Origin of the sequence: Filimonas lacunae (genome assembly GCF_002355595.1) — a bacterium.
In the GTDB taxonomy this organism is placed as follows: Bacteria; Bacteroidota; Bacteroidia; order Chitinophagales; family Chitinophagaceae; genus Filimonas; species Filimonas lacunae.
This window is the reverse complement of the sequence record NZ_AP017422.1, coordinates 6,872,653-6,892,367: the sequence shown is the minus strand read 5'-3', so window position 1 is coordinate 6,892,367 and position 19,715 is coordinate 6,872,653. Positions and strand designations below refer to the sequence as shown.

The following is a 19,715-nucleotide window of genomic DNA, read 5'->3' as shown; positions in this document are numbered from 1 at the left end:
TTTCGTATGGTGGCAGGAAAGGTAATTTTTTATTTTGTCACTGCAAAAGTGGTGATCACCGGAAAGTGATCGGACAAATGTGCTCGTTTTACTTCACAATGTTCTACCGTAAGTTGTTTACTGGCAAAGCACACATCTATGCGCAAGGTGGGTGATAAAGCATCGTAGGTTTGACCCAGTCCAAAGCCTTTGACCAAAAAGGCATCCTGCAGATTCCCCCTGATAGTGGCATAGGTATAACTGGTAGGGGCTGAGTTCATATCAGCACAGTAAATAACTGGCTGTGGGCTGTGTGAAAAGGCGCTATCCAGCATATGGGCTTCCATTTCGTGCTGTAAGGCGGTGCGTTTTATTTTGCGGGCAATGGAGCCTTTGCGTTTGTAGCTAAGCTCGTATACGTTTTCACTGGTGTTCGTAGTATCATTGTACAGGCCCAGTGATGAAAGGTGAGCAGCAAATACTCTTACTTTTTGTTTATTAACGGTTATGTCAGCGTATACTGCATGTTCTTCCTGTGTATTATGGAAGGCAATACGCCCACTATCGCTGATGGGTAGTCTGGAGTATAATATCGCTCCTATGTGCGAAGTGCCTCCGTTATAATGGTAGATGTGATCGTTACTGAATATACTGTATTTATAGCCCAGACTATCCAGTATGTGGTGAACAGATACAAGCCCTTTTACATTAAAGTAAGACAGGTATTCCTGAAAGCATAATACATCGGCGTCTGATTCTTTAATAAGGTTAATCATTTCGCGGCGTTTGTTGCCGATGGTGTCATTTTTTAATTCATGATCGTTTAAAAAGAAAAACACATTCCAGGTAAGCACTTTTAAAGTATTGCCGTTGCGTGCTACTGTTTTAGGGGCAAAAGGATGAAAAGCGATGGTGCGGCTAATATTGGTAAAACCACTAAGTAGCACCAGTGATGCGATAACAGCCAGCCGGCGGTTACAAAACAGCGCGGTTATAATTACTACTAACAAGGCCAATAGTAAAAATGGAAATGCCAGGGCCAGTGCATCTGTAAAAAAACAAACGGAAGGAGACAGGTAACTACTAAGGGCACATAAAATATATACAGGCATCACCACCCAGCAGCCTATGCGGTAGCAGGCAATTAAAAATTTTTTCATACAAGGAGAATAGGGCTTTTACTAATTCTGTTGCTCGCTGGCACGTTTCAGAAACTCTTTTTCTTCGTCTGTTAACGAATTATATCCATTAGAGTTTATTTTATCCAGCAGGTCGTCTACCCTTTGAGGGGTGATGTTAGATCTCTTTTCAAAAGGGGTGCGGCTGGCTTTATAAAAGTGCTTTTGAGCGGAAGATTTTTTATTATACTTTTTTTCGGGGTTAAAAAGTCCGTCAACTTTGTCAACAAGGTTATACATCCATTCGCCCCAGTCGTTACCTTTTTTTAACTGCCATGCATATATAAAACCGATGAAGGCACCACCCACATGCGACAGGGCTACAGCAAGTCCTTCCTTGGCGATGCCTGTAATATCAATAATTACAAAAACCACCATCACAATCCATAAAGGAATGCCCCCGTTTATCATGGTAAAAAGGCGAAACCGTGGAGCCAGGGTGGTGGCAGCTACCGCAATAGCCATTAATGAAGGAACCGCGCCGCTTAAAGAGCCGGTGTGGTGTAAGCCAGGCAGCAGGTTAGCACTTACTACAAAAAACACAGCGCCTGCAATGCCGCCGTATAAATACACCGGTACCAGTCTTTTATTACCGCTCAAATCCTGTAACATATATCCAAAAGCCCACAGCCATAGTAAAGAACCAATCACTTTCCATACATCTACGTGAGTGAACATGTAAGTGAAAATGGTCCATGGGTGGGTAAGCAGTTGTGAAGTAGAGGCGGGCAAAGCCAGCCAGCTAAATATCTGTGCGTTAAACAGGGCATCCTGTCCATTATCATAAGATAGCAGGTACACGATCCTGGTAAAAAGTAACACAACAAACACTGCGGCATTTACAATAATCAGCCAGGTAAGGGCATTGTTGTCCTCCCCTAATAACATCTTACTGCGTTTGCCTTGCTCCATAACTGCCATAACTGTAATTTAAAAAATAAATCTCAATAGAATCTGCGTCGGTTGGTCTTATTCCAAAAGTATACCAGTAAAAAGCCTACCAGTGCTCCCCCCAGGTGTGCTACGTGTGCCACGTTATCACCGGCACTGCTTTTTACGGCCATGTACAGCTCGGCAGCAGCATAAAAAAGTACAAACCATTTGGCTTTAACAGGAAGGAAGAAGTAGAGGTAAATGTAGGTGTTGGGAAACAGGTAGCCAAATGCAGCCAGGCAACCGAACACGGCACCGGAAGCGCCCAGGGTAGCTTCATTTAAGCGCCAGCCTACAATTGCTTCAGGAGCAGCCATCTGGCCCTTGCCAAATTTCTGAACAAAATGTAATGCATCATTATAGTTGGCATTACTACTATTCATCAGTTGATTATAGGCATTCAGCATGGTTTGAGTTTCAATAAACAGCACTATCATATGAAAAAGTGCTGCACCCAGGCCGCAGGCTATGTAATAAGTAATGAAGCGTTTAGGGCCCCACATGTTTTCGAGGGTGGCACCAAACATCCACAGGGCAAACATGTTAAAGAACAGGTGGTCAATGCTGCCATGCATAAACAGGTGGGTGATAAACTGCCACGGTTTAAACAAGGGGCTTTGCCAGGTATGCAAGGCAAAAAGATCGTCTATAGGAAATTTATTGCCTATAGTATACTGAGCCGCAAAAACCAATACGTTGATAATGATCAGGTTCTTTATAATAGTGGGCAGTATCTGGAATCTGCCGGGCCTAAATTCAGTCATAGTGCTTTGTTAATTTTTCGTCTACGCTTTCAGTTTTAATTGAACTACATTCTCTATATGCAGGGTGTGTGGAAACATGTCAACGGGCTGAATTTTTTCCACAGTATATTTTTCACCCAGTAGGTTTAAATCCCTGGCCTGTGTAGCGGGGTTACAACTTACGTATACCACTACAGGGGCTGCTATTTCCAATAACTTCTGTACCAGCTTTTCGTGCATGCCGGCGCGTGGCGGATCGGTAATAATTACATCCGGACGGCCATGTTTAGCAAAAAAAGCATCATCACAGATATCTATAACATCACCGGCGTAAAAAGAAGCATGCTGCAAACCATTCAGTTCTGCATTTTCTTTAGCGTCTTCAATAGCTTCCGCAACCACTTCCACACCTATTATCTGCTTGGCTAATTTACTCACAAATATGCCAATACTCCCCGTTCCACAATATAAATCGTAAACGGTTTGAGAGCCATTCAACTCGGCAAAATCGCGGGTTATGCGGTAAAGCTCTTCGGCCTGGCGGCTATTGGTTTGGAAGAACGATTTGGGACTTATTTTAAACCGGAAATCTTCCAGGGTTTCAATAATATATCCTTTGCCATGGTATACAATAGGTTCCTGGTCGTATAAACTGTCGTTCTTTTTGGTATTGATAGTATATAAAAGGGTAGTGATCTGCGGAAATTCCCGTAACAGGTAGTCCAGCAATTCTTTACGATTGTCTGCATTTTCAAAGCCGAAAACGATGTTTACCATCAACTCGCCGGTGGTGGCCAGTCGCACCTGCATGGTACGTAACCAGCCTTCGTGCTGCCTGATATCGTAAAACGACCATTTTTTCTGCCGGGCATAAGCCGCAATTGCATTCCTGATGAGGTTGGTAGGCTCGTGCTGGAGGTGACAGGTGTTAATTTCCACCAGTTTGTCGAACATGCCCTTGGCATGGAAGCCGGCAACCCCCGTTTTTTCGGTGAATTCAAAACCCTGACCGCTTTCGGCCTGAATTTTCTTTAGGGCCTCAAATTCGCTCTGGGGAATAAACCGTTTGGTAGAAAAAGTATATTCCAGTTTATTACGATAGTAGCGTGTTTCTTCACAACCCGCAATAGGTTGTATTTCAGGCAAAGGCAGTTTGCCAATCCTTTGCAGGTTATCGGTCACCTGCTTGTGCTTATAGTGTAACTGCTTTTGGTAGGGCAGCATTTGCCATTGGCAACCACCACAAATGCCAAAATGTTCACAAAAAGGCTCCACACGGTCGGCGGAGTATTTTTTAATACGGATAGCATGACCTTCGGCCCAGTCTTTTTTGTTTTTAGACAGCTGAATGTCAACCACATCGCCGGGAACGGCCTTTTCAATAAATACCACTTTCCCGTCCACCCGTGCCAGCGACTTGCCTTCGGCCGCATAATCTTCTACCAGAACGTCCTGTAGAACAATAGATTTCTTTTTATTTCTCACCGTGCAAAGGTATCAACTTCAACCTATTACCTTTTCCAATAAATTTACGTTTCAATTAATGCGATCATGCGAGGATTTTTGTTTATTTCAGCGCTTTGTGCAGCTACCCTTGTTGGCCACGCACAAACTAAACCCAAAAAGGCGGCCCCAGCCCCTCAAAAAGAAACCACCACTGTTACTAACGACGGTTATAACATTCCGGTTACCATTACTCCGCTTAAAAACTGCTGGGTGTATATCGGGTGTTATTATGGAAAATTTCGCAATGTGGTAGACTCCGCATGGATGGATGAGAACAGTAAGGCTGTTTTTTCCGGAAAAGCGAAATTGCCTGGCGGTATTTATTTTTTAGTGTCTCCGCGCCACACCATTTTATCGGAGTTTTTAATGGATGATGTACAGAAATTTTCTGTGGCAACCGACACCTTACACCCCGACCAGGTGGTGATAACCGGTTCTGCCGAAAATGCCCTGTATCAGAAATACACTTCTTTTCTGGCTAAAAAAGGTCCTGAGTTAACTGCTTTACAAAATCAGTTAAAAGATGCGCATACTGCAGCAGATACCGCCCGCATTCGGGAGCAGCTGACTGCCGGTAATAAAGAACTGAACGACTACCGCGATACGTTAGTGAATCAGAACCCCAACAGCATGCTGGCGCTGTTTTTAAATGCTATTAAACAACCCGAGCCACCACCAGCCCCCAAGCTGGCTAATGGAAGAATTGATTCTTTATTCCCTGCACGTTATGTAAAAGAACATTATTGGGATAACATTCCTTTACACGACGACAGGCTTTTACGTACGCCATTTTTCGATGATCATAAGCTGGAGCCTTACCTGAAATATTATGTACGCCCTGAGCCGGACAGTGTTATTGAAGACATTAACTACATTCTGCTTAGCTCCCGTGCCGGAAAGGATATGTTTAAATATTTACTGGGCAGGTTTACTGATAAGTATATCAACCCGGAAATTATGGGGCAGGATAAAGTGTTCATCTTCCTGTTCAATAACTATTTCAGCAAGGGAGATACCTTATGGTTAAGCACTAAGCAAAAAGAATACATCTTTAACCGTGCCTACAGCCTGATGGCCAACCAGATTGGCGAGCAGGCGGCAGTGCTGGACCTGGTAGATACCTCGGGCAAGCCTTCGCCCATGTATGCTCAGAAAGCTCCTTTTACTTTTGTGCTGTTCTGGGATCCAAACTGCGGACATTGTAAAGAAATGGTTCCCCGCATCGATTCTATGTACGAAGCAAAATGGAAAGCCAAAGGCATTAAGATATATGCGGTGAATATTGATGAAAAAGCAAACGACGCCTGGAAAAAGTATATTAAAGACAACCATCTGAAAGGCTGGCTGCATGTATACCAAACAAAGGAGCAGCGTGATGCGGATGTAGCAAATGGCAGAGCCAACTATCGCCAGTTATATGATGTGTTTCAAACACCAACCATGTACCTGCTGGACGATCAAAAGCGAATTATCGCCAAAAAGCTAAGTCTGGAGCAATTTGATGAAGTGATGTCGGCAAAGAAGAAAACGGATAGTAAATAATAGTACATACTAAAAGCGGCGGGGATCATCCCCACCGCTTTTATGTTAAAACACCTGCTTCACCACGTCACGTACAACTTTAGGCTTACCTAAAGTGTAGTAGTGTAATACAGGAACGCCATATTCTTTTAATTCTTTGCTTTGCTGTATCAGCCATTCAGTACCCACCTGTTCACACTCGCTGTCGTTTTTGCACTTCATAATCTCATTAGACAGCTCTGTAGGAAGGTCCACATGAAAAATGCGGGGCAGTACTGATAATTGCTTTTTGCTGGTCAATGGCTTTAGCCCTGGTATAATAGGCACATTAATACCTGCTTTCCGACATGCTTCCACAAATGCGAAAAACTTCTGGTTGTCAAAAAACATCTGTGTCATGATATATCCGGCACCGGCATCCACTTTTGCTTTCAGGTAGCGCAGGTCTATTTCCGGGTTGGGAGCTTCAAAATGTTTTTCAGGATAACCGGCTACACCAATACAGAAATCGGTTTTACCGCCATTTTGAATATCCTCGTCCAGGTAAATACCGCTGTTAAGATTGTTGATCTGTTTTAACAGGTCAATAGCATAATTATGGCCGCCTGGTTCTGCATCAAAGGATGCTTCGTTTTTAGGAGCATCGCCGCGTAGGGCCAGCACATTATCTATTCCCAGAAAATTAAGGTCTATTAAGGCATCTTCTGTTTCGCGCATGTTAAAGCCACCACAAATAATATGGGGCACTGCATCTACCTGGTAGTGGTTCATAATAGCAGCACATATACCTACCGTTCCGGGGCGCTTACGTACTTCTACCTTTTCAAAGGTTCCGTCAGCCTTCTTCTTAAACATGCTTTCACTACGGTGGTAGGTAACATTTATCCAGGACGGCTTAAACTCCATCAAAGGGTCAAGGTGATCGTAGATCGAATTGATGCTTTTACCTTTTAATGGGGGTAACACCTCAAAAGACACAAGTGTATCCTTCGCCTGGGCGATATGCTGGGTAATCTTCATTTTTAAAAAATTGGTGCAATATACACTTTACCTATTTTTGCTCAAATGGTATTATTGTGAGTTTAACCATCCAAACCAGAAACCTGGTAAAGACATATCGCAGCCGTACAGTAGTAGATCATGTTTCCGTTAATGTGAAACAGGGGGAAATTGTAGGGTTGTTAGGACCAAACGGAGCCGGTAAAACCACCACTTTCTATATGGTGGTAGGTTTAATTAAGCCTGATGAAGGATCGGTTTTCGTAAATGATACCGACATTACCAAGCAGCCTATGTACAAACGCGCCCAGATGGGATTGGGTTATCTGCCGCAGGAAGCTTCTGTTTTCAGAAAGCTGAGTGTGGAAGACAACGTAATGGCGGTGCTGGAAATGACTAAACTGACCAAAAAGGAACGTCAGATGAAAATGGAGTCCTTGCTGGATGAGTTTAACCTGCATCACGTGCGCAAAAACAATGGCGACAGTTTAAGTGGTGGCGAACGCCGCCGTACCGAAATTGCCCGTGCGCTGGCGGTAGACCCTAAGTTTATTTTGCTTGATGAACCTTTTGCGGGTGTAGATCCTATTGCGGTAGAAGATATTCAAACAGTGGTAGCCCGTCTTAAATACAAAAACATTGGTATTTTGATTACGGATCACAACGTAAACGAAACCTTATCTATTTGTGACCGTGCTTATCTGCTGATTGACGGTAAAATATTTAAACACGGCACAGCGGAAGAGCTGGCTGAAAATGAACAGGTTAGAAGTTTATATCTCGGAACGAATTTTGAACTGAGAAGGAAGGACTGGATTATTGATATGGAACGTGAAAATGCTACGCGTAACAGGGAACTATAATTCGATTTTCTTGTTGATACTTTTGATAACGGACGGTGTTCTGATTTAAAAATGAAATTACTTAGCCCCGCAATATCCCGATTGGCTCGCCTTCGCTACTGGCGTATTGAACAGTGGATGCAAAATCCTGTGGAAGTACAAAGGGAAGTGTTGCAGGACCTGGTAACCCATGGTCAGTACACCGAATTTGGCCGTCAGTATGGTTTTGATGAAATATTTAACGTCCGCACTTTTAAAAACACCGTTCCCATACACGAATACGACGATCTGAAGCCTTACATAGAAAGAATTATGAATGGCGAGCAGAATGTGTTGTGGAACACCCCGGTGAACTGGTTTGCCAAAAGCAGTGGCACCACCAGCGATAAAAGCAAGTTCATTCCTATTACAGAAGAAAGCCTGGAAGATGGGCACTACCAAAGTGCCCGCGACGTGCTTACCTTATATTATAATTCCAACCCCGAAAGTGATTTGCTTACCGGTAAAGGGTTGGTCATTGGCGGCAGCCACCAGATAAGCCGTGTAAATGAAAATGAAGAAGCCCATTATGGCGATTTAAGCGCAGTGTTACTGCAAAATGCCCCTTTTTACGGCCAGTGGATGAAAACGCCGGAGCTTTCCATTGCGCTGATGGACGAATGGGAAACCAAAATTGAGAAACTGGCAGAAAGCACTATCCAGGAAAATGTAACCTCTATTTCCGGTGTACCCACCTGGACACTGGTGCTTATTAAACGCATATTGGAAATTACCGGCAAGGCCACTTTAAAAGAAGTATGGCCTAACCTGGAACTGTATATACATGGTGGTGTTTCTTTCACCCCTTACCGCTGTCAGTTTGAAAAATTAATTGGCGGCACCATGAATTACCTGGACATGTACAATGCCAGCGAAGGCTTTTTTGCTGCGCAGGACGATCCGCAGGTAGATGGTATGTTGTTGTTTATACAGCACGGCATTTTTTACGAGTTCATGCCGGTGGAAGAATATGGCAAAGATTCGCCACACACCATAGGGCTTGATAAAGTAGAAATTGGTAAAAATTATGCCCTGGTTATTTCCACCAATGGTGGTTTGTGGCGTTACCTGCTGGGCGATACTGTTCAGTTCACTACTACCTATCCCTTCCGCATTAAAGTAAGCGGTAGGTTAAAACACTATATCAATGCCTTTGGCGAAGAAGTAATGGTAGATAACGCAGACAAAGCAATTGCCGCCGCCTGCGCTGCCACGGGAGCTGTGGTGAACGACTACACTGCTGCACCGGTTTATTTCAGCGATAACGGCAACGGCGCACACGAATGGCTTATTGAGTTTGAAAAAGAGCCACAAAGCCTGGATTCTTTTACCCAGGAACTGGATAGCGCCCTGCAACAGGTGAACAGCGATTACGAAGCAAAACGTCATAAAAGCATTGCCCTGCGTTTACCCATTATTCATGCCCTTGAAAAAGGAGTTTTCGGCGAATGGCTGAAAACAAAGGGCAAACTGGGCGGACAGCACAAAGTTCCCCGCTTGTGCAACGAACGAAAATTTCTGGAAGAAATACTTGCTATCAGGCTTGGCGTGAATTAATTACCTTCGGCGCTCGATAACCGAAAATATTCAACTTAAATTCTGAAAATCAGGAAAAACCAAGGTTAATCATGGTAAAAGACAAAGTAGCCATTGTAACCGGCGCAGCCCGGGGTATTGGAGAAGCTATTGCCGTTAAACTGGCTGAAAATGGGGCGAATGTTGCCTTTACATACGTTAGCGACAGCAGTGCAGAAAAAGCAGCTGCTTTAGAACAAAAATTAATTGCATTAGGTGTTAAAGCCAAAGCATATAAAAGCAATGCAGGTGATTTTGCTGCTTGTGAAGCGTTTGTAAGTGATGTGGTAAAAGAGTTTGGTACTGTTGACATTTGTGTAAACAATGCCGGCATTAGCAAAGACAACCTGTTATTGCGCATGACCGCTGAGCAATGGGATGATGTAATGGATATTAACCTGAAAAGCGTGTTTAACATGACCAAGCAGGTTATTCGCCCGATGATGAAAGCCAAAAGCGGCAGTATCATTAACATGAGTTCTATCATTGGTATTCGTGGTAATGCCGGCCAAAGCAGCTATGCAGCTTCTAAAGCAGGTATCATCGGCTTTACCAAGTCGGTAGCACACGAACTGGGTAGCCGCAACATCCGTTGTAACGCTATTGCCCCGGGTTTTGTAGAAACAGACATGACACACTACCTGCAGGAAGGTGCCGGTGCAGATGAGTTTTTGAAGAAAATTCCTTTAGGCCGTTTTGGTAAAGGCGAAGAAATAGCCAACACTACTCTGTTCCTGGCTTCTGACATGAGTTCTTATATTACCGGCCAGGTTATCAGTGCCTGCGGTGGTCTGAATATCTAATTTCAGCTATAAGTTGTTAGATGATAGTTGTTTATGCTGTGTTTAGCAAACGACATCTGTCATCTGACAACTTATTTATTTTGTAACTGCTACTCTACTTATCCCAGTACCAGTTGTTCCCTCTAATGATATGCTTTCCACTGTAAAGGCTTAACTGTCAATTACATTGCTTATCCCCCCAATTTCCCACTGTCAATTGCCCGCTTAAATACGCTTCACCTTTTTGTTAAACTTTCCGTATTCCGATAGGTTCTTTTAACGGGCATTGTTATATTTGTTTTCATCATCAATGAAGCGCATTCAGTTTATAACGTTGTTTTGTCTGCTGGTCTTATCTGTCCAGATGTTGCCTGTAAGGCAAATGGGCGCTTTATTATCCAGTAACCAGTTAACGGAAGAGCTTCCTCATTCCTGTAGTGATTGCAAATGTTCGGTATTAAAATACGAACCTACTATTCCGGACCCAATGGGGGGAATAGATATGCTGCAAACACAATTAATGGCTACCATTGCTTTTCGTTTTAGTCATTTTGCCTCTGTTTTACCTTCTATACATGCAGGTGATATCCATACGCCCCCTCCCAACGTTATGGCGTAATCTCCTGTTACATTCTTATCATTTTTTAGTACTAGACTGATCTATTTCCAATATCTGGAGTAAAAACAGGTATGGTCTGTTGTGTGGCAGCTTATTAAAAAGTTACCCCTGTTGCCGCGTACGCACATAGGCCATAACTACTATAGTAACCATTCAAAACCAAAGGATTTACATGAAAAAGGCTTTTCAATTCGTGGGCGCAGATGCCTCTGCCGCACTCGTTGTGTTTTTAGTGGCCCTTCCACTATGTTTAGGCATAGCATTAGGTTCTAATGCACCTTTATTTTCAGGAATTATTGCGGGTATTGTAGGCGGAATAGTGATAGGTATATTCAGCGGATCTCATTTAAGCGTAAGCGGTCCCGCGGCCGGACTTACCGCTATTGTTGCTGCCGGTATTGGCAAAATGCCTGTTTTTGAAGCCTTCTTATTATCAGTAGTTATTGCAGGTGTTTTTCAATTACTGCTCGGCTTTTTAAAAGCAGGCGTACTGGGCGACTATGTACCTACAAGTGTTATTAAAGGAATGCTGGCTGCTATTGGTATCATCTTAATTTTAAAACAACTGCCCCACCTGGTAGGGTACGATGCCAATTACGAAGGCGATGAAACCTTTGCACAAGCCGATCAACACAATACCTTTTCCGAAATAACCAGTGCGCTTAACCGGGTTACCCCCCTGGCCATACTCATTGGGGTGGTGGCTATCTTAATACAGGTGTTATGGGATAATGTGCTGGTTAAAAAAAGCAGCGTGTTTCAATTAATTCCTGCACCGTTAGTGGTAGTGGTGGCAGGTATCTTATTATCAAAGGCCGGTGTTTTTATTGGCAATGGCTGGTATTTAAGAGATACACAGCTGGTATCTATTCCCGTTGCATCTGACGCCAAACAGTTCTTTTCCTTTTTCACGTTTCCGGATATGAAGTACCTGGGCCTGCCGGTAGTATGGACTACCGGTTTAACCATTGCTATTGTAGCCAGCCTGGAAACTTTATTATGTGTAGAAGCTGCTGACAAGCTCGATCCCTACCACCGCGTAACGCCTACCAATCGCGAGTTAAAAGCGCAAGGCATAGGTAACCTCGTTTCCGGCTTATTGGGAGGGTTGCCTGTTACCTCCGTTATTGTACGAACTTCAGTGAACATCAATGCGGGCGCACGCAGTAAAATGTCGGCCATTTTTCATGGAATGCTATTGCTGCTTTGTGTTGCATTTATTCCTACCTTGTTAAAACTTATACCGTTATCGGCGTTGGCAGGTGTGTTAATATACACCGGTTTTAAACTGGCTAAACCCGCTTTGTTTAAAGATTTTTACGGAAAAGGTTTTGACCAGTTTGTACCATTTGTCGTAACTATTGTAGCCATTATCTTTACAGACCTTTTAGTAGGCATTCTGATAGGTATTGTTACAGGGCTGTTCTTTGTAATGCGCAGCAATTTTAAAACAGCTGTATATGTAGTAAATACCGGTCAGCAATATTTATTCAGGTTAAGAAAAGACGTTTCGTTTTTAAACAAAGCGTTATTACGTGAGAAGCTGGAGCAGGTACCTGCCCATTCAGATGTGTTGATAGATATGGCTAATGCTGATTTTATAGATAAAGATGTGATAGAGGTGATTAACGATTTTTTATTGCACGCACACCTGAAAAACATAAAGGTGGATGTGCGCAAAAATGCCAGTCAGGCCAATCATAAATTAATAAGCAGTCACTCATTAGGTATTAACGTATAATAAACGTAAGAATATGACACCGTACGAAAGATTACTATTAGAAAACAAGGCGTGGGCAAGTGAAAAGGTTCACATGGATGAGAACTATTTTAAACGACTTGCCAATCTTCAGACTCCTGAATTTTTATGGATAGGTTGCAGCGATAGCCGCGTACCTGCCAATGAAATAACCAATACACAACCAGGCGAAATTTTTGTACATCGCAACGTGGCCAACCTGGTAATACATACAGATGTGAACCTGTTAAGCGTACTGGAGTATGCAGTAGAGCATCTGAAAGTAAAACATGTAATTGTTTGCGGTCACTATGGTTGTGGTGGTGTAAAAGCTGCTATGACAAATATTGACTTTAAGCAGGTATTGAATATGTGGTTACGTAATATTAAAGATGTATACCGTATTCATAACGACGAACTGGAAGCTATTCCTGACGAAGAAAAGCGCTTTGACAGACTGGTAGAGCTGAACGTAATGGAGCAGGTAATCCACCTGGCAAAAACCTCTATTATCCAGCGTGCCTGGAAATTGGAGCAGCGTCCGCAGTTGCACGGTTGGGTATATGGCTTGAAAGATGGCCTTATTAACCCGGTGTTTGAAATGGATCACACCAGCCATTTAGACAGGCTGTACGAATACGACTTTGGCAAGTAAATAAAAAAAGGGCTTCTGTTTCAGAAGCCCTTTTTTGATTACGCTTTAGCCTTAGCTCTTGCGTCGAATATTTTTTTTAAAGCTTGTTTGCTGTGTTCACTTAAAATCAGTTTGCCACTGATAGCAGCTCTTTCCATTAACAGCTGGTCCCAATGCTCCGTGCCTTTCCAGAATTCTTTTTTCAGTTCGGCAATCGCGTCAGGGTTACTGTGCGAAAGGGTATGTGTTAAACGTTGAATAGATTCTTCCATGCTTTCCAGTGTAGGGTGCAGCTCGGCAAATAAACCTTTGCGACGTGCCCAATCGCCATTGCGCCAGTGTGATGCATCAATAGCCAGTTGGGTAAAGCCGGATAAACCTGTTTTTCTTTCAATAGCAGGGCCTACTACAAAGGGGCCAATGCCTACTGTTAACTCGCTTAGTTTTACTTCTGCACCTTCCACGGCAATAGCATAGTCGGCAGCAGCAGCAAGGCCTACGCCACCACCCACACATTTACCATGTATACGGGCTATAATTAATTTAGGACATTTACGCATGGCGTTGATAACGTTGGCAAAACCGCTGAAAAACTGTTTGCCTTCGGCTTCTGTTTTAATAGTGGCCAGTTCGTCAAAGCTGGCACCGCCACAGAATGCACCTGTGCCGGCAGAACGTATTACAATTACATTTACTGTTTTATCATTTCCTGCATACACAATTTCATGGGCCAGGTCGGCCAGTATCTTACCGGGTAATGAGTTGCCCTGGGGATGGAAAAACTCAATAGTAGTTACATGGTTGTGCGTTTCGCTTTTAACATAGCCTTCTTGAACGTCTTTTACTTCTATAATCATATCTATCCTTGTTTTTATAAAGTTCGGGTATTATTGATCATCGCGTTTCTTAACCATTGTTAAAATAGTAGCAATTGCTACGGTATCATTTGTTTCATCGTAAACTTCTACATACCACTTTACAATGCCTTTGGCAATATCATCTGTTCCCTTTTTTTCCTGTAATATTTTTTCTTTTACGGTAAGTTTTACGCCAATAGTATTTCCGGCATATACCGGTTTTACAAAGCGCAGTTCATCAATTCCATAGTTTAAAAGTACGGGGCCTTTTTTGCCATCTACAAACAAACCTGCCGCAGCACTAAGTATAAAATAACCGTGTGCTACAGGGCGTTCAAATAAAGTGCCATTCAACGAAGTATGATCCACATGGGCATAAAAGTGATCCCAACTTAAGTTAGCAAAATTTGAGATATCCGCTTCTGTAATTGTTCTTTTTCCGGTGAATAAAGTTTCTCCTACTGTAAGTTCTTCAAAATGTTTGCGGAAAGGATGTACCAGGTCTTCCGTTTGCTGGGCACCGGGCTGGTATACCTGGCCAATGGCAGTGAGCATGCTGGGCGAACCTTGTACGGCTACCCGCTGCATATAATGTTTCACGCCGCGCACGCCGCCCATCTCTTCGCCGCCGCCGGCCCGTCCGGGGCCACCATGCACCAGCAGGGGCAGGGGCGAACCGTGGCCGGTATTTTCTTTAGCACAGTCCCTGTTCAAAACCAGTATTCTACCGTGGTAGGCGCCGGCGCCCAGCACATAGTCACGGGCTACATGCGTGCTGGCAGTAACAATACTGCTTACCAGCGAGCCCTTGCCCATACGCGCCAGTGCAATAGCCTGCTCCGTATCGGTGTAGGGCATTAAAGTGGCTACCGGGCCAAAAGCTTCTACCTCATGCACTTCTTTGCTGTGCAGGGGCTTACTGTTGAGTAATAACAGTGGACTGATAAATGAACCTTTGCCGGCATCGGCGTCAATGAGTTCTACGCTGTCCAGGCTGCCATAAATAATTTGCGAAGAAGCCAGCAGCTTTTGCACCTGGCTTTTTACTTCTTCCTGCTGCGCCTTGCCCGCCAGAGGGCCCATGCGCACTTTTTCGTGCTGCGGGTTGCCTATAGTGGTTTGCGCCAGCGCTTTGGCTAAAGATTGCTGAACAGCTTCTATTTTATTTTCCGGCACAAAAATGCGACGTACTGCGGTACATTTTTGCCCGGTTTTCACAGTCATTTCTTTGCGCACCTCTTTAATAAACAGATCCCATTCCGGCATATCGGGGGTAACATCTTCGCCCAGTATCATACAGTTGAGCGAATCGGCTTCCATAGTAAAGGGTACGCTATTAGAAAGTATGGCCGGGCTGCTTTTCAGCATCAGGCCGGTAGAGGCGCTGCCGGTAAAAGTTACTATATCCTGCGAGTTTACATGCGAAAGCATATCGCCCGCACTGCCACAGATGAGTTGCAGGGCACCCTTGGGTAAAATGCCGCTGGCATCAATTTCACGTACCACTGCTTCTGTTAAAAAGGAAGTAAGGGTTGCCGGTTTTACAACGGCGGGCACACCTGCCAGCAGGTTCACCGCTATTTTTTCCAGCATACCCCAAACCGGGAAGTTAAAGGCATTGATATGAATAGCAACTCCTTCCTTAGGCAACAGCAGGTGCTGGCCCATAAAACTACCTTCCTTACCCAACACATGACCATCGCCGTCCAGGCAAAATGGCTGGTTGGGAAACTTACGGCGTAAGGAAGCATAGGCAAATAAATTGCCTATGCCCCCCTCTATATCAATCCAGCTATCGGCACGGGTGGCGCCGGTTAAATAACTGATCTGGTAAAATTTATCCAGGTGATTACGAAGGTGCAGCGCCAGTGCACGCAGCATCAGCCCCCTTTCCTGGAAGGTCATCTTCCGCAGTGCATGGCCGCCTGTTTCGCGGCCGTAATGCAGTATTTGTGCAAAATCAAGTCCTTGTGCAGAAGCGTGGGTTATAACAGAACCCGTGGTGGCATCGTATAAAGGCTGGCCATTGCCATCCCCTTTTAACCACTGGCCGGTAACATAATTCTCCAGGTGTGATTGTACGGTCATATAAAAAGCTATCGTTTGTTAGCGAATTTATATAATAGTAATTAGTTCCCGGCTACAAATGCTATAAATACAGAAATCCCGCCTCATACACAAGTATGGGCGGGATTTCACAGTTGATTTTGGTTGTAAAAAGGGTAAAAACGTAACGGATTAAATTCTGGAATCAATCTCTTTACTCAGTGCATTAAATATATCGTCTACACTACCTACGCCTTTTACATCTACAACCTTATTAAATTGTTTGTAATAATTGGCAACAGCGGTCGTTTTAGTATTATACTCTGTTATACGTGCGCGGATAATAGATTCGTTGGTATCGTCGCTTCTTCCGCTGGTTAAACCGCGGTTTAAAACACGTTTCACCAGTTCCTCTTCGTCTACGTGTAATGCTAACAGAATGTTGATAGATGCGTTGTGCTGCTCAAGCAATTTGTCCAGTGCAGCAGCTTGTGCCTCAGTACGGGGAAAGCCGTCAAACAAAAAACCTTTTGCTTCTTTATTGGTATCCAGCGCACCGCTGATCATACCTATTACCACTTCATCAGGAACCAGTTGACCTTTGTCCATCAGAGTTTTAGCTTCTAAGCCCAGTTTGGTTTGTTGAGCTATTTCGCTTCTTAAAAGATCTCCTGTACTTAAATGCTTCAGACCGTATTTTGCAATTAGTTTTTCGCTTTGAGTACCTTTACCACTTCCTGGAGGCCCGAACAAAATAAGATTAAACATGTTCTCCTATTGCTTGTGTGAATCACAAATATAAGGGGTATAATTTAAAAATCATTTAACGTAGGTTCCACGCCTTTGAAAAAACTTGAATATGAACGGGGGCGTATATTTATAAAGCCGATAAACATATGCGAAAGTTATTAATGTTGGGTTTGTTTGTGGTGAGTGGCTTGCAAGGCTGCTACTCACAAACAGGGCAGCAAAAAAAGAATACCATGGATAGTGCCAATAACAAAAAAAACGAAGCTTACAGCCGTACCGATACAGGGAAGGTAGTGATGAGCAACGACGAGTGGAAGAAAATATTACCTGCGGATGTATATACCATAGCCCGCGAAAAAGGAACAGAAAGACCATATACCAGTAAGTTTGAAGATTTTAAAGAGGTGGGTACGTACTACTGTGCAGCCTGTGGTAACGCTTTGTTTAAAAGCGATACCAAGTTTGAAAGTGGTTGTGGCTGGCCCAGCTTTTACGAACCCATTTCAAAAAGCTCTATTATTTACGCTCCCGATCACACACATGGCATGGACCGTACAGAAGTAATGTGTGGCCGTTGCAAAGCGCACCTGGGGCATGTGTTTAATGATGGACCGCCACCTACAGGATTACGGTATTGTATTAACGGTGTGGTGCTGGATTTTGAGAAGGCGAAAGCAGCAGCAGAAAACTATAAAAACAAACACTAGTTCGTTTGGTGAAATATATGGTAACTCAGCCCTGCAACAGCGGGGCTTTTTTATGCCATTATGCTTAAAAAAAGCAGGCCCCGTTTCCTGGACAGAATGGGGCCGTTGCTAACCTATGAAAAACACCAAGTTTGATACTCAATCGTTAAGTAAGTATACTAACCGTATAGCCTTTTCTTATCAATATAAGTGTATATATATTACAGATAAGCATGCAAAAGGTTGAGTGAAAACTATCTTAAAAAAGGGAAATATTATCCCGTTTCGTTGCAAATACGGCAAAAGCACCTTAAATTAGGGGAAGAAAGTGTTAGGTTTTTAGGTCTTCCGCTGACTATCACCTCAATATAAATTGCTTACTATGTCTACGATTTTGCCAAACGAAGAAAAGCTGCTCGCCTATAATGGCAGCAAATTGATTTTAACCAATATGCGTATTAACATTGCCGACAGACGATTGGGCGATGTAAATTTTTTCCTCGAAAACGTACGGTCTGTTACCACACAACACAAGGGATATAAAACAATGCTGATAGGGGGCTGTACCTCTTTATTGGCAGGTGGGGTGTTGCTGGCAACAGAAAATACCAACCTGTTTCAGATATTCCTGATTGCAGGCATTATTATGCTGCTGTTCTGGTGGGCCACCAAACGCAGTTTTATTTCCGTTGAATCTGATAAGGGTATTGTATCAGATGTAGACGTGGATATCATGACTAACGAAGAAATTCAATCTGTTATTGATGATATTGAAGAAGCCAGGGTAAACAGGGTAGCAGAACTTACCAAAGAGCGTACTGTGGTTGTTAAAAGGCAAACGATCAATGCCTGATACTATTGAGTTGTGATGATTTATACAATAGATATAATGAAGAAGCCCTGGTAGAAACCAGGGCTAATTTTTTTTCAACCCTAAACCTTTAAAAAACAGTTTTAGGGTTGCAAATTGCATACCAGTTATTATAATTAAGTATAATAAAAATGAAGTCTCCACAAAAGCCATTTTACCACAGAAAGCTAATAGTGTTACTGTGTCTGTGTTTTATGATAACCATCACTGCCAGAAGCCAGGTAAAAATTAAAGCAACAGAAGCTATGCAGTATATTGGAAAGCAGGTAACTGTTTGTGATTCTGTATATGGAATAAAATTCCTGGATAAGGCCAAGGCCCAGCCTACCTTTTTAAATATAGGGGCAGCATATCCTAAAAGTCCTTTTACAATAGTCATATTCGGTAGCTCACGCCCCAATTTTAGCGTAACACCTGAGAAGTTATATACCGGAAAAAAAATTTGTGTAACAGGTACTTTACAAGAGTATAATGGTAAGGCAGAAGTAGTAGTAACTAAGCCGGAAGAAATTGTAATACAATAGAATGAGCATTCATTCCTGTAATAGATAAAAAAGAGAAGCCCTGGTAGACACCAGGGCTAATTTTTTCAACCCTAAACCCTTAAAAAACATTTTTAAGTTCGCAATATTCATACCAAAACTTTTATTTTAAATAAATATGCTATATGAGTAATTTTAAAGATGACAGGTTCTGCCAGTTTTCAGCAGCTGGTTGCTAACTCTGAATATTCAGCAAAACTAAACGATATGCAAAAGCTTGGGTTTCACATTGGGAATGGAAACTCCTATGCCAGAGAAAGGATTGAATCGGACATTCAGGACATTGCTTTTACTCCTTCCCGGCAAATACTGGTTCATAAGTATTGGAAAACGATTTTTATTGTGGTGTTTGTGTTGTCTAAAGTTTTTTTAGCCACCAGCATTTACTTCTTCCTGGAATATAAACATGCACAGGAGAAGCTGACAGAAGTGCGCAAGTAATAAACTACTTATAACGTTTGTTATGAAACAATACATCGAAAGCGGTGTAGTAGAAGCCTATGTGCTTAATATGCTCAACCTGGAAGAAAGACATCAGTTTGAACAACTGCTTACACAACATCCCGAATTGCGGGTGGAATTGCTGCGGGCCGAAATAGTGCTGGAACCTTTCCACGCCAACGAACCGCCGCCACCAGCCGTAAAGGCCTGGATTATGGACCAGGTATATCGCCGTTTGCCACGTAAAGCTGGCAAAGAATATGCTAAGCAACGCAGCCATGTAGTAGAACTACAGCATAGCGGCCAGGTAAAGCTTAGCAGAAACTTAAGGCTGGTATTGATTATTCTGGGCGTTTTTGTGATAATTTATTTCATTATCACCGTTATATTAATTTGTCTTTCTTACCTTAAATAAAACTGCTTTTTGTTTGCTA

The 19,715-nt window shown here is 43.1% G+C and carries 20 protein-coding genes; 12 read left to right on the top strand and 8 right to left on the bottom strand.

Features of this window, described 5'->3' with window-relative positions; translation table 11 throughout:
* Positions 1 to 29: 29 nt before the first annotated feature.
* The 4 genes from FLA_RS27150 to rlmD are packed head-to-tail and all read right to left on the bottom strand — an operon-like array spanning position 30 to position 4,318.
* Complete coding sequence (locus FLA_RS27150) at positions 30 to 1,139, bottom strand: endonuclease/exonuclease/phosphatase family protein (protein WP_076376263.1); 1,110 nt, start codon at positions 1,137 to 1,139, stop codon at positions 30 to 32.
* Positions 1,140 to 1,160: 21 nt separating this feature from the next.
* The gene (locus FLA_RS27145) at positions 1,161 to 2,078 is read right to left on the bottom strand and encodes a rhomboid family intramembrane serine protease (RefSeq protein WP_076376261.1); all 918 of its coding nucleotides are present in this window, start codon (positions 2,076 to 2,078) and stop codon (positions 1,161 to 1,163) included.
* A gap of 23 nt (positions 2,079 to 2,101) precedes the next feature.
* Positions 2,102 to 2,854, bottom strand: a complete 753-nt coding sequence (locus FLA_RS27140; RefSeq protein WP_076376259.1) for a rhomboid family intramembrane serine protease — start codon at positions 2,852 to 2,854, stop codon at positions 2,102 to 2,104.
* A gap of 21 nt (positions 2,855 to 2,875) precedes the next feature.
* On the bottom strand, positions 2,876 to 4,318 hold the full coding sequence (gene rlmD / locus FLA_RS27135; protein WP_076376257.1) for a 23S rRNA (uracil(1939)-C(5))-methyltransferase RlmD: 1,443 nt from the start codon (positions 4,316 to 4,318) through the stop codon (positions 2,876 to 2,878).
* Positions 4,319 to 4,384: 66 nt separating this feature from the next.
* Here rlmD and FLA_RS27130 point away from each other — a divergent pair, with 66 nt between their 5' ends.
* Positions 4,385 to 5,881 (top strand): thioredoxin-like domain-containing protein, encoded by a 1,497-nt coding sequence (locus FLA_RS27130; protein ID WP_076376255.1) that lies wholly within the window; start codon positions 4,385 to 4,387, stop codon positions 5,879 to 5,881.
* A gap of 45 nt (positions 5,882 to 5,926) precedes the next feature.
* Here the strand turns inward: FLA_RS27130 and metF are convergent, their stop codons facing one another.
* The gene (gene metF, locus FLA_RS27125) at positions 5,927 to 6,880 is read right to left on the bottom strand and encodes a methylenetetrahydrofolate reductase [NAD(P)H] (RefSeq protein ID WP_076376253.1); all 954 of its coding nucleotides are present in this window, start codon (positions 6,878 to 6,880) and stop codon (positions 5,927 to 5,929) included.
* Positions 6,881 to 6,936: 56 nt separating this feature from the next.
* Between metF and lptB the strand changes: the two genes are divergently transcribed.
* The 6 genes from lptB to FLA_RS27095 all read left to right on the top strand — a co-directional run bounded on the left by lptB (position 6,937) and on the right by FLA_RS27095 (position 13,109).
* A complete protein-coding gene (lptB, locus tag FLA_RS27120) occupies positions 6,937 to 7,722 on the top strand; it encodes an LPS export ABC transporter ATP-binding protein (RefSeq protein WP_076376251.1) in 786 nt (261 codons plus the stop codon).
* 51 nt (positions 7,723 to 7,773) lie between these two features.
* Complete coding sequence (locus FLA_RS27115) at positions 7,774 to 9,297, top strand: GH3 auxin-responsive promoter family protein (protein WP_076376249.1); 1,524 nt, start codon at positions 7,774 to 7,776, stop codon at positions 9,295 to 9,297.
* 71 nt (positions 9,298 to 9,368) lie between these two features.
* Positions 9,369 to 10,118 carry a 3-oxoacyl-[acyl-carrier-protein] reductase gene (gene fabG / locus FLA_RS27110; RefSeq protein WP_076376247.1) on the top strand — a complete coding sequence of 250 codons (750 nt, stop codon included), beginning with the start codon at positions 9,369 to 9,371 and terminating at the stop codon, positions 10,116 to 10,118.
* Positions 10,119 to 10,407: 289 nt separating this feature from the next.
* Entirely contained in the window at positions 10,408 to 10,716 is a 309-nt protein-coding gene (locus FLA_RS27105; RefSeq protein ID WP_144263971.1) for a hypothetical protein, read from the top strand.
* Between the two features lie 172 nt (positions 10,717 to 10,888).
* Positions 10,889 to 12,457 carry a SulP family inorganic anion transporter gene (locus FLA_RS27100; RefSeq protein ID WP_076376243.1) on the top strand — a complete coding sequence of 523 codons (1,569 nt, stop codon included), beginning with the start codon at positions 10,889 to 10,891 and terminating at the stop codon, positions 12,455 to 12,457.
* A gap of 13 nt (positions 12,458 to 12,470) precedes the next feature.
* Complete coding sequence (locus FLA_RS27095; protein WP_076376241.1) at positions 12,471 to 13,109, top strand: carbonic anhydrase; 639 nt, start codon at positions 12,471 to 12,473, stop codon at positions 13,107 to 13,109.
* Positions 13,110 to 13,147: 38 nt separating this feature from the next.
* On the opposite strand, the gene FLA_RS27090 is transcribed toward FLA_RS27095, so the two are convergent.
* The 3 genes from FLA_RS27090 to FLA_RS27080 all read right to left on the bottom strand — a co-directional run bounded on the left by FLA_RS27090 (position 13,148) and on the right by FLA_RS27080 (position 16,759).
* Positions 13,148 to 13,945 (bottom strand): enoyl-CoA hydratase/isomerase family protein, encoded by a 798-nt coding sequence (locus FLA_RS27090; RefSeq protein ID WP_076376239.1) that lies wholly within the window; start codon positions 13,943 to 13,945, stop codon positions 13,148 to 13,150.
* Positions 13,946 to 13,975: 30 nt separating this feature from the next.
* Positions 13,976 to 16,033 carry a phenylacetic acid degradation bifunctional protein PaaZ gene (gene paaZ, locus FLA_RS27085; RefSeq protein WP_076376237.1) on the bottom strand — a complete coding sequence of 686 codons (2,058 nt, stop codon included), beginning with the start codon at positions 16,031 to 16,033 and terminating at the stop codon, positions 13,976 to 13,978.
* Between the two features lie 150 nt (positions 16,034 to 16,183).
* Positions 16,184 to 16,759, bottom strand: coding sequence for an adenylate kinase (locus FLA_RS27080; RefSeq protein ID WP_076376235.1), 576 nt, complete (start codon positions 16,757 to 16,759; stop codon positions 16,184 to 16,186).
* A 128-nt stretch (positions 16,760 to 16,887) separates the two neighbouring features.
* Here FLA_RS27080 and msrB point away from each other — a divergent pair, with 128 nt between their 5' ends.
* The 5 genes from msrB to FLA_RS27055 all read left to right on the top strand — a co-directional run bounded on the left by msrB (position 16,888) and on the right by FLA_RS27055 (position 19,696).
* Positions 16,888 to 17,448: a peptide-methionine (R)-S-oxide reductase MsrB gene (msrB, locus tag FLA_RS27075; RefSeq protein WP_076376233.1), complete on the top strand. Its 561-nt coding sequence runs from the start codon at positions 16,888 to 16,890 to the stop codon at positions 17,446 to 17,448.
* Between the two features lie 361 nt (positions 17,449 to 17,809).
* Positions 17,810 to 18,280 carry a hypothetical protein gene (locus FLA_RS27070; RefSeq protein WP_076376231.1) on the top strand — a complete coding sequence of 157 codons (471 nt, stop codon included), beginning with the start codon at positions 17,810 to 17,812 and terminating at the stop codon, positions 18,278 to 18,280.
* Positions 18,281 to 18,492: 212 nt separating this feature from the next.
* Positions 18,493 to 18,822: a single stranded DNA-binding domain-containing protein gene (locus tag FLA_RS27065; RefSeq protein WP_076376229.1), complete on the top strand. Its 330-nt coding sequence runs from the start codon at positions 18,493 to 18,495 to the stop codon at positions 18,820 to 18,822.
* 225 nt (positions 18,823 to 19,047) lie between these two features.
* Positions 19,048 to 19,281 (top strand): hypothetical protein, encoded by a 234-nt coding sequence (locus tag FLA_RS27060; RefSeq protein ID WP_144263970.1) that lies wholly within the window; start codon positions 19,048 to 19,050, stop codon positions 19,279 to 19,281.
* A gap of 22 nt (positions 19,282 to 19,303) precedes the next feature.
* Positions 19,304 to 19,696 (top strand): hypothetical protein, encoded by a 393-nt coding sequence (locus tag FLA_RS27055; RefSeq protein ID WP_076376225.1) that lies wholly within the window; start codon positions 19,304 to 19,306, stop codon positions 19,694 to 19,696.
* Positions 19,697 to 19,715: the final 19 nt, after the last annotated feature.

Coding starts and splice junctions, on each gene's coding strand:
- FLA_RS27150 (WP_076376263.1), bottom strand. CDS start 1,139: ATGAAAAAATTTTTAATTGCCTGCTACCGCATAGGCTGCTGGGTGGTG.
- FLA_RS27145 (WP_076376261.1), bottom strand. CDS start 2,078: ATGGCAGTTATGGAGCAAGGCAAACGCAGTAAGATGTTATTAGGGGAG.
- FLA_RS27140 (WP_076376259.1), bottom strand. CDS start 2,854: ATGACTGAATTTAGGCCCGGCAGATTCCAGATACTGCCCACTATTATA.
- FLA_RS27130 (WP_076376255.1), top strand. CDS start 4,385: ATGCGAGGATTTTTGTTTATTTCAGCGCTTTGTGCAGCTACCCTTGTT.
- metF (WP_076376253.1), bottom strand. CDS start 6,880: ATGAAGATTACCCAGCATATCGCCCAGGCGAAGGATACACTTGTGTCT.
- FLA_RS27115 (WP_076376249.1), top strand. CDS start 7,774: ATGAAATTACTTAGCCCCGCAATATCCCGATTGGCTCGCCTTCGCTAC.
- fabG (WP_076376247.1), top strand. CDS start 9,369: ATGGTAAAAGACAAAGTAGCCATTGTAACCGGCGCAGCCCGGGGTATT.
- FLA_RS27105 (WP_144263971.1), top strand. CDS start 10,408: ATGAAGCGCATTCAGTTTATAACGTTGTTTTGTCTGCTGGTCTTATCT.
- FLA_RS27100 (WP_076376243.1), top strand. CDS start 10,889: ATGAAAAAGGCTTTTCAATTCGTGGGCGCAGATGCCTCTGCCGCACTC.
- FLA_RS27095 (WP_076376241.1), top strand. CDS start 12,471: ATGACACCGTACGAAAGATTACTATTAGAAAACAAGGCGTGGGCAAGT.
- FLA_RS27090 (WP_076376239.1), bottom strand. CDS start 13,945: ATGATTATAGAAGTAAAAGACGTTCAAGAAGGCTATGTTAAAAGCGAA.
- paaZ (WP_076376237.1), bottom strand. CDS start 16,033: ATGACCGTACAATCACACCTGGAGAATTATGTTACCGGCCAGTGGTTA.
- FLA_RS27080 (WP_076376235.1), bottom strand. CDS start 16,759: ATGTTTAATCTTATTTTGTTCGGGCCTCCAGGAAGTGGTAAAGGTACT.
- msrB (WP_076376233.1), top strand. CDS start 16,888: ATGCGAAAGTTATTAATGTTGGGTTTGTTTGTGGTGAGTGGCTTGCAA.
- FLA_RS27070 (WP_076376231.1), top strand. CDS start 17,810: ATGTCTACGATTTTGCCAAACGAAGAAAAGCTGCTCGCCTATAATGGC.
- FLA_RS27065 (WP_076376229.1), top strand. CDS start 18,493: ATGATAACCATCACTGCCAGAAGCCAGGTAAAAATTAAAGCAACAGAA.
- FLA_RS27060 (WP_144263970.1), top strand. CDS start 19,048: ATGCAAAAGCTTGGGTTTCACATTGGGAATGGAAACTCCTATGCCAGA.
- FLA_RS27055 (WP_076376225.1), top strand. CDS start 19,304: ATGAAACAATACATCGAAAGCGGTGTAGTAGAAGCCTATGTGCTTAAT.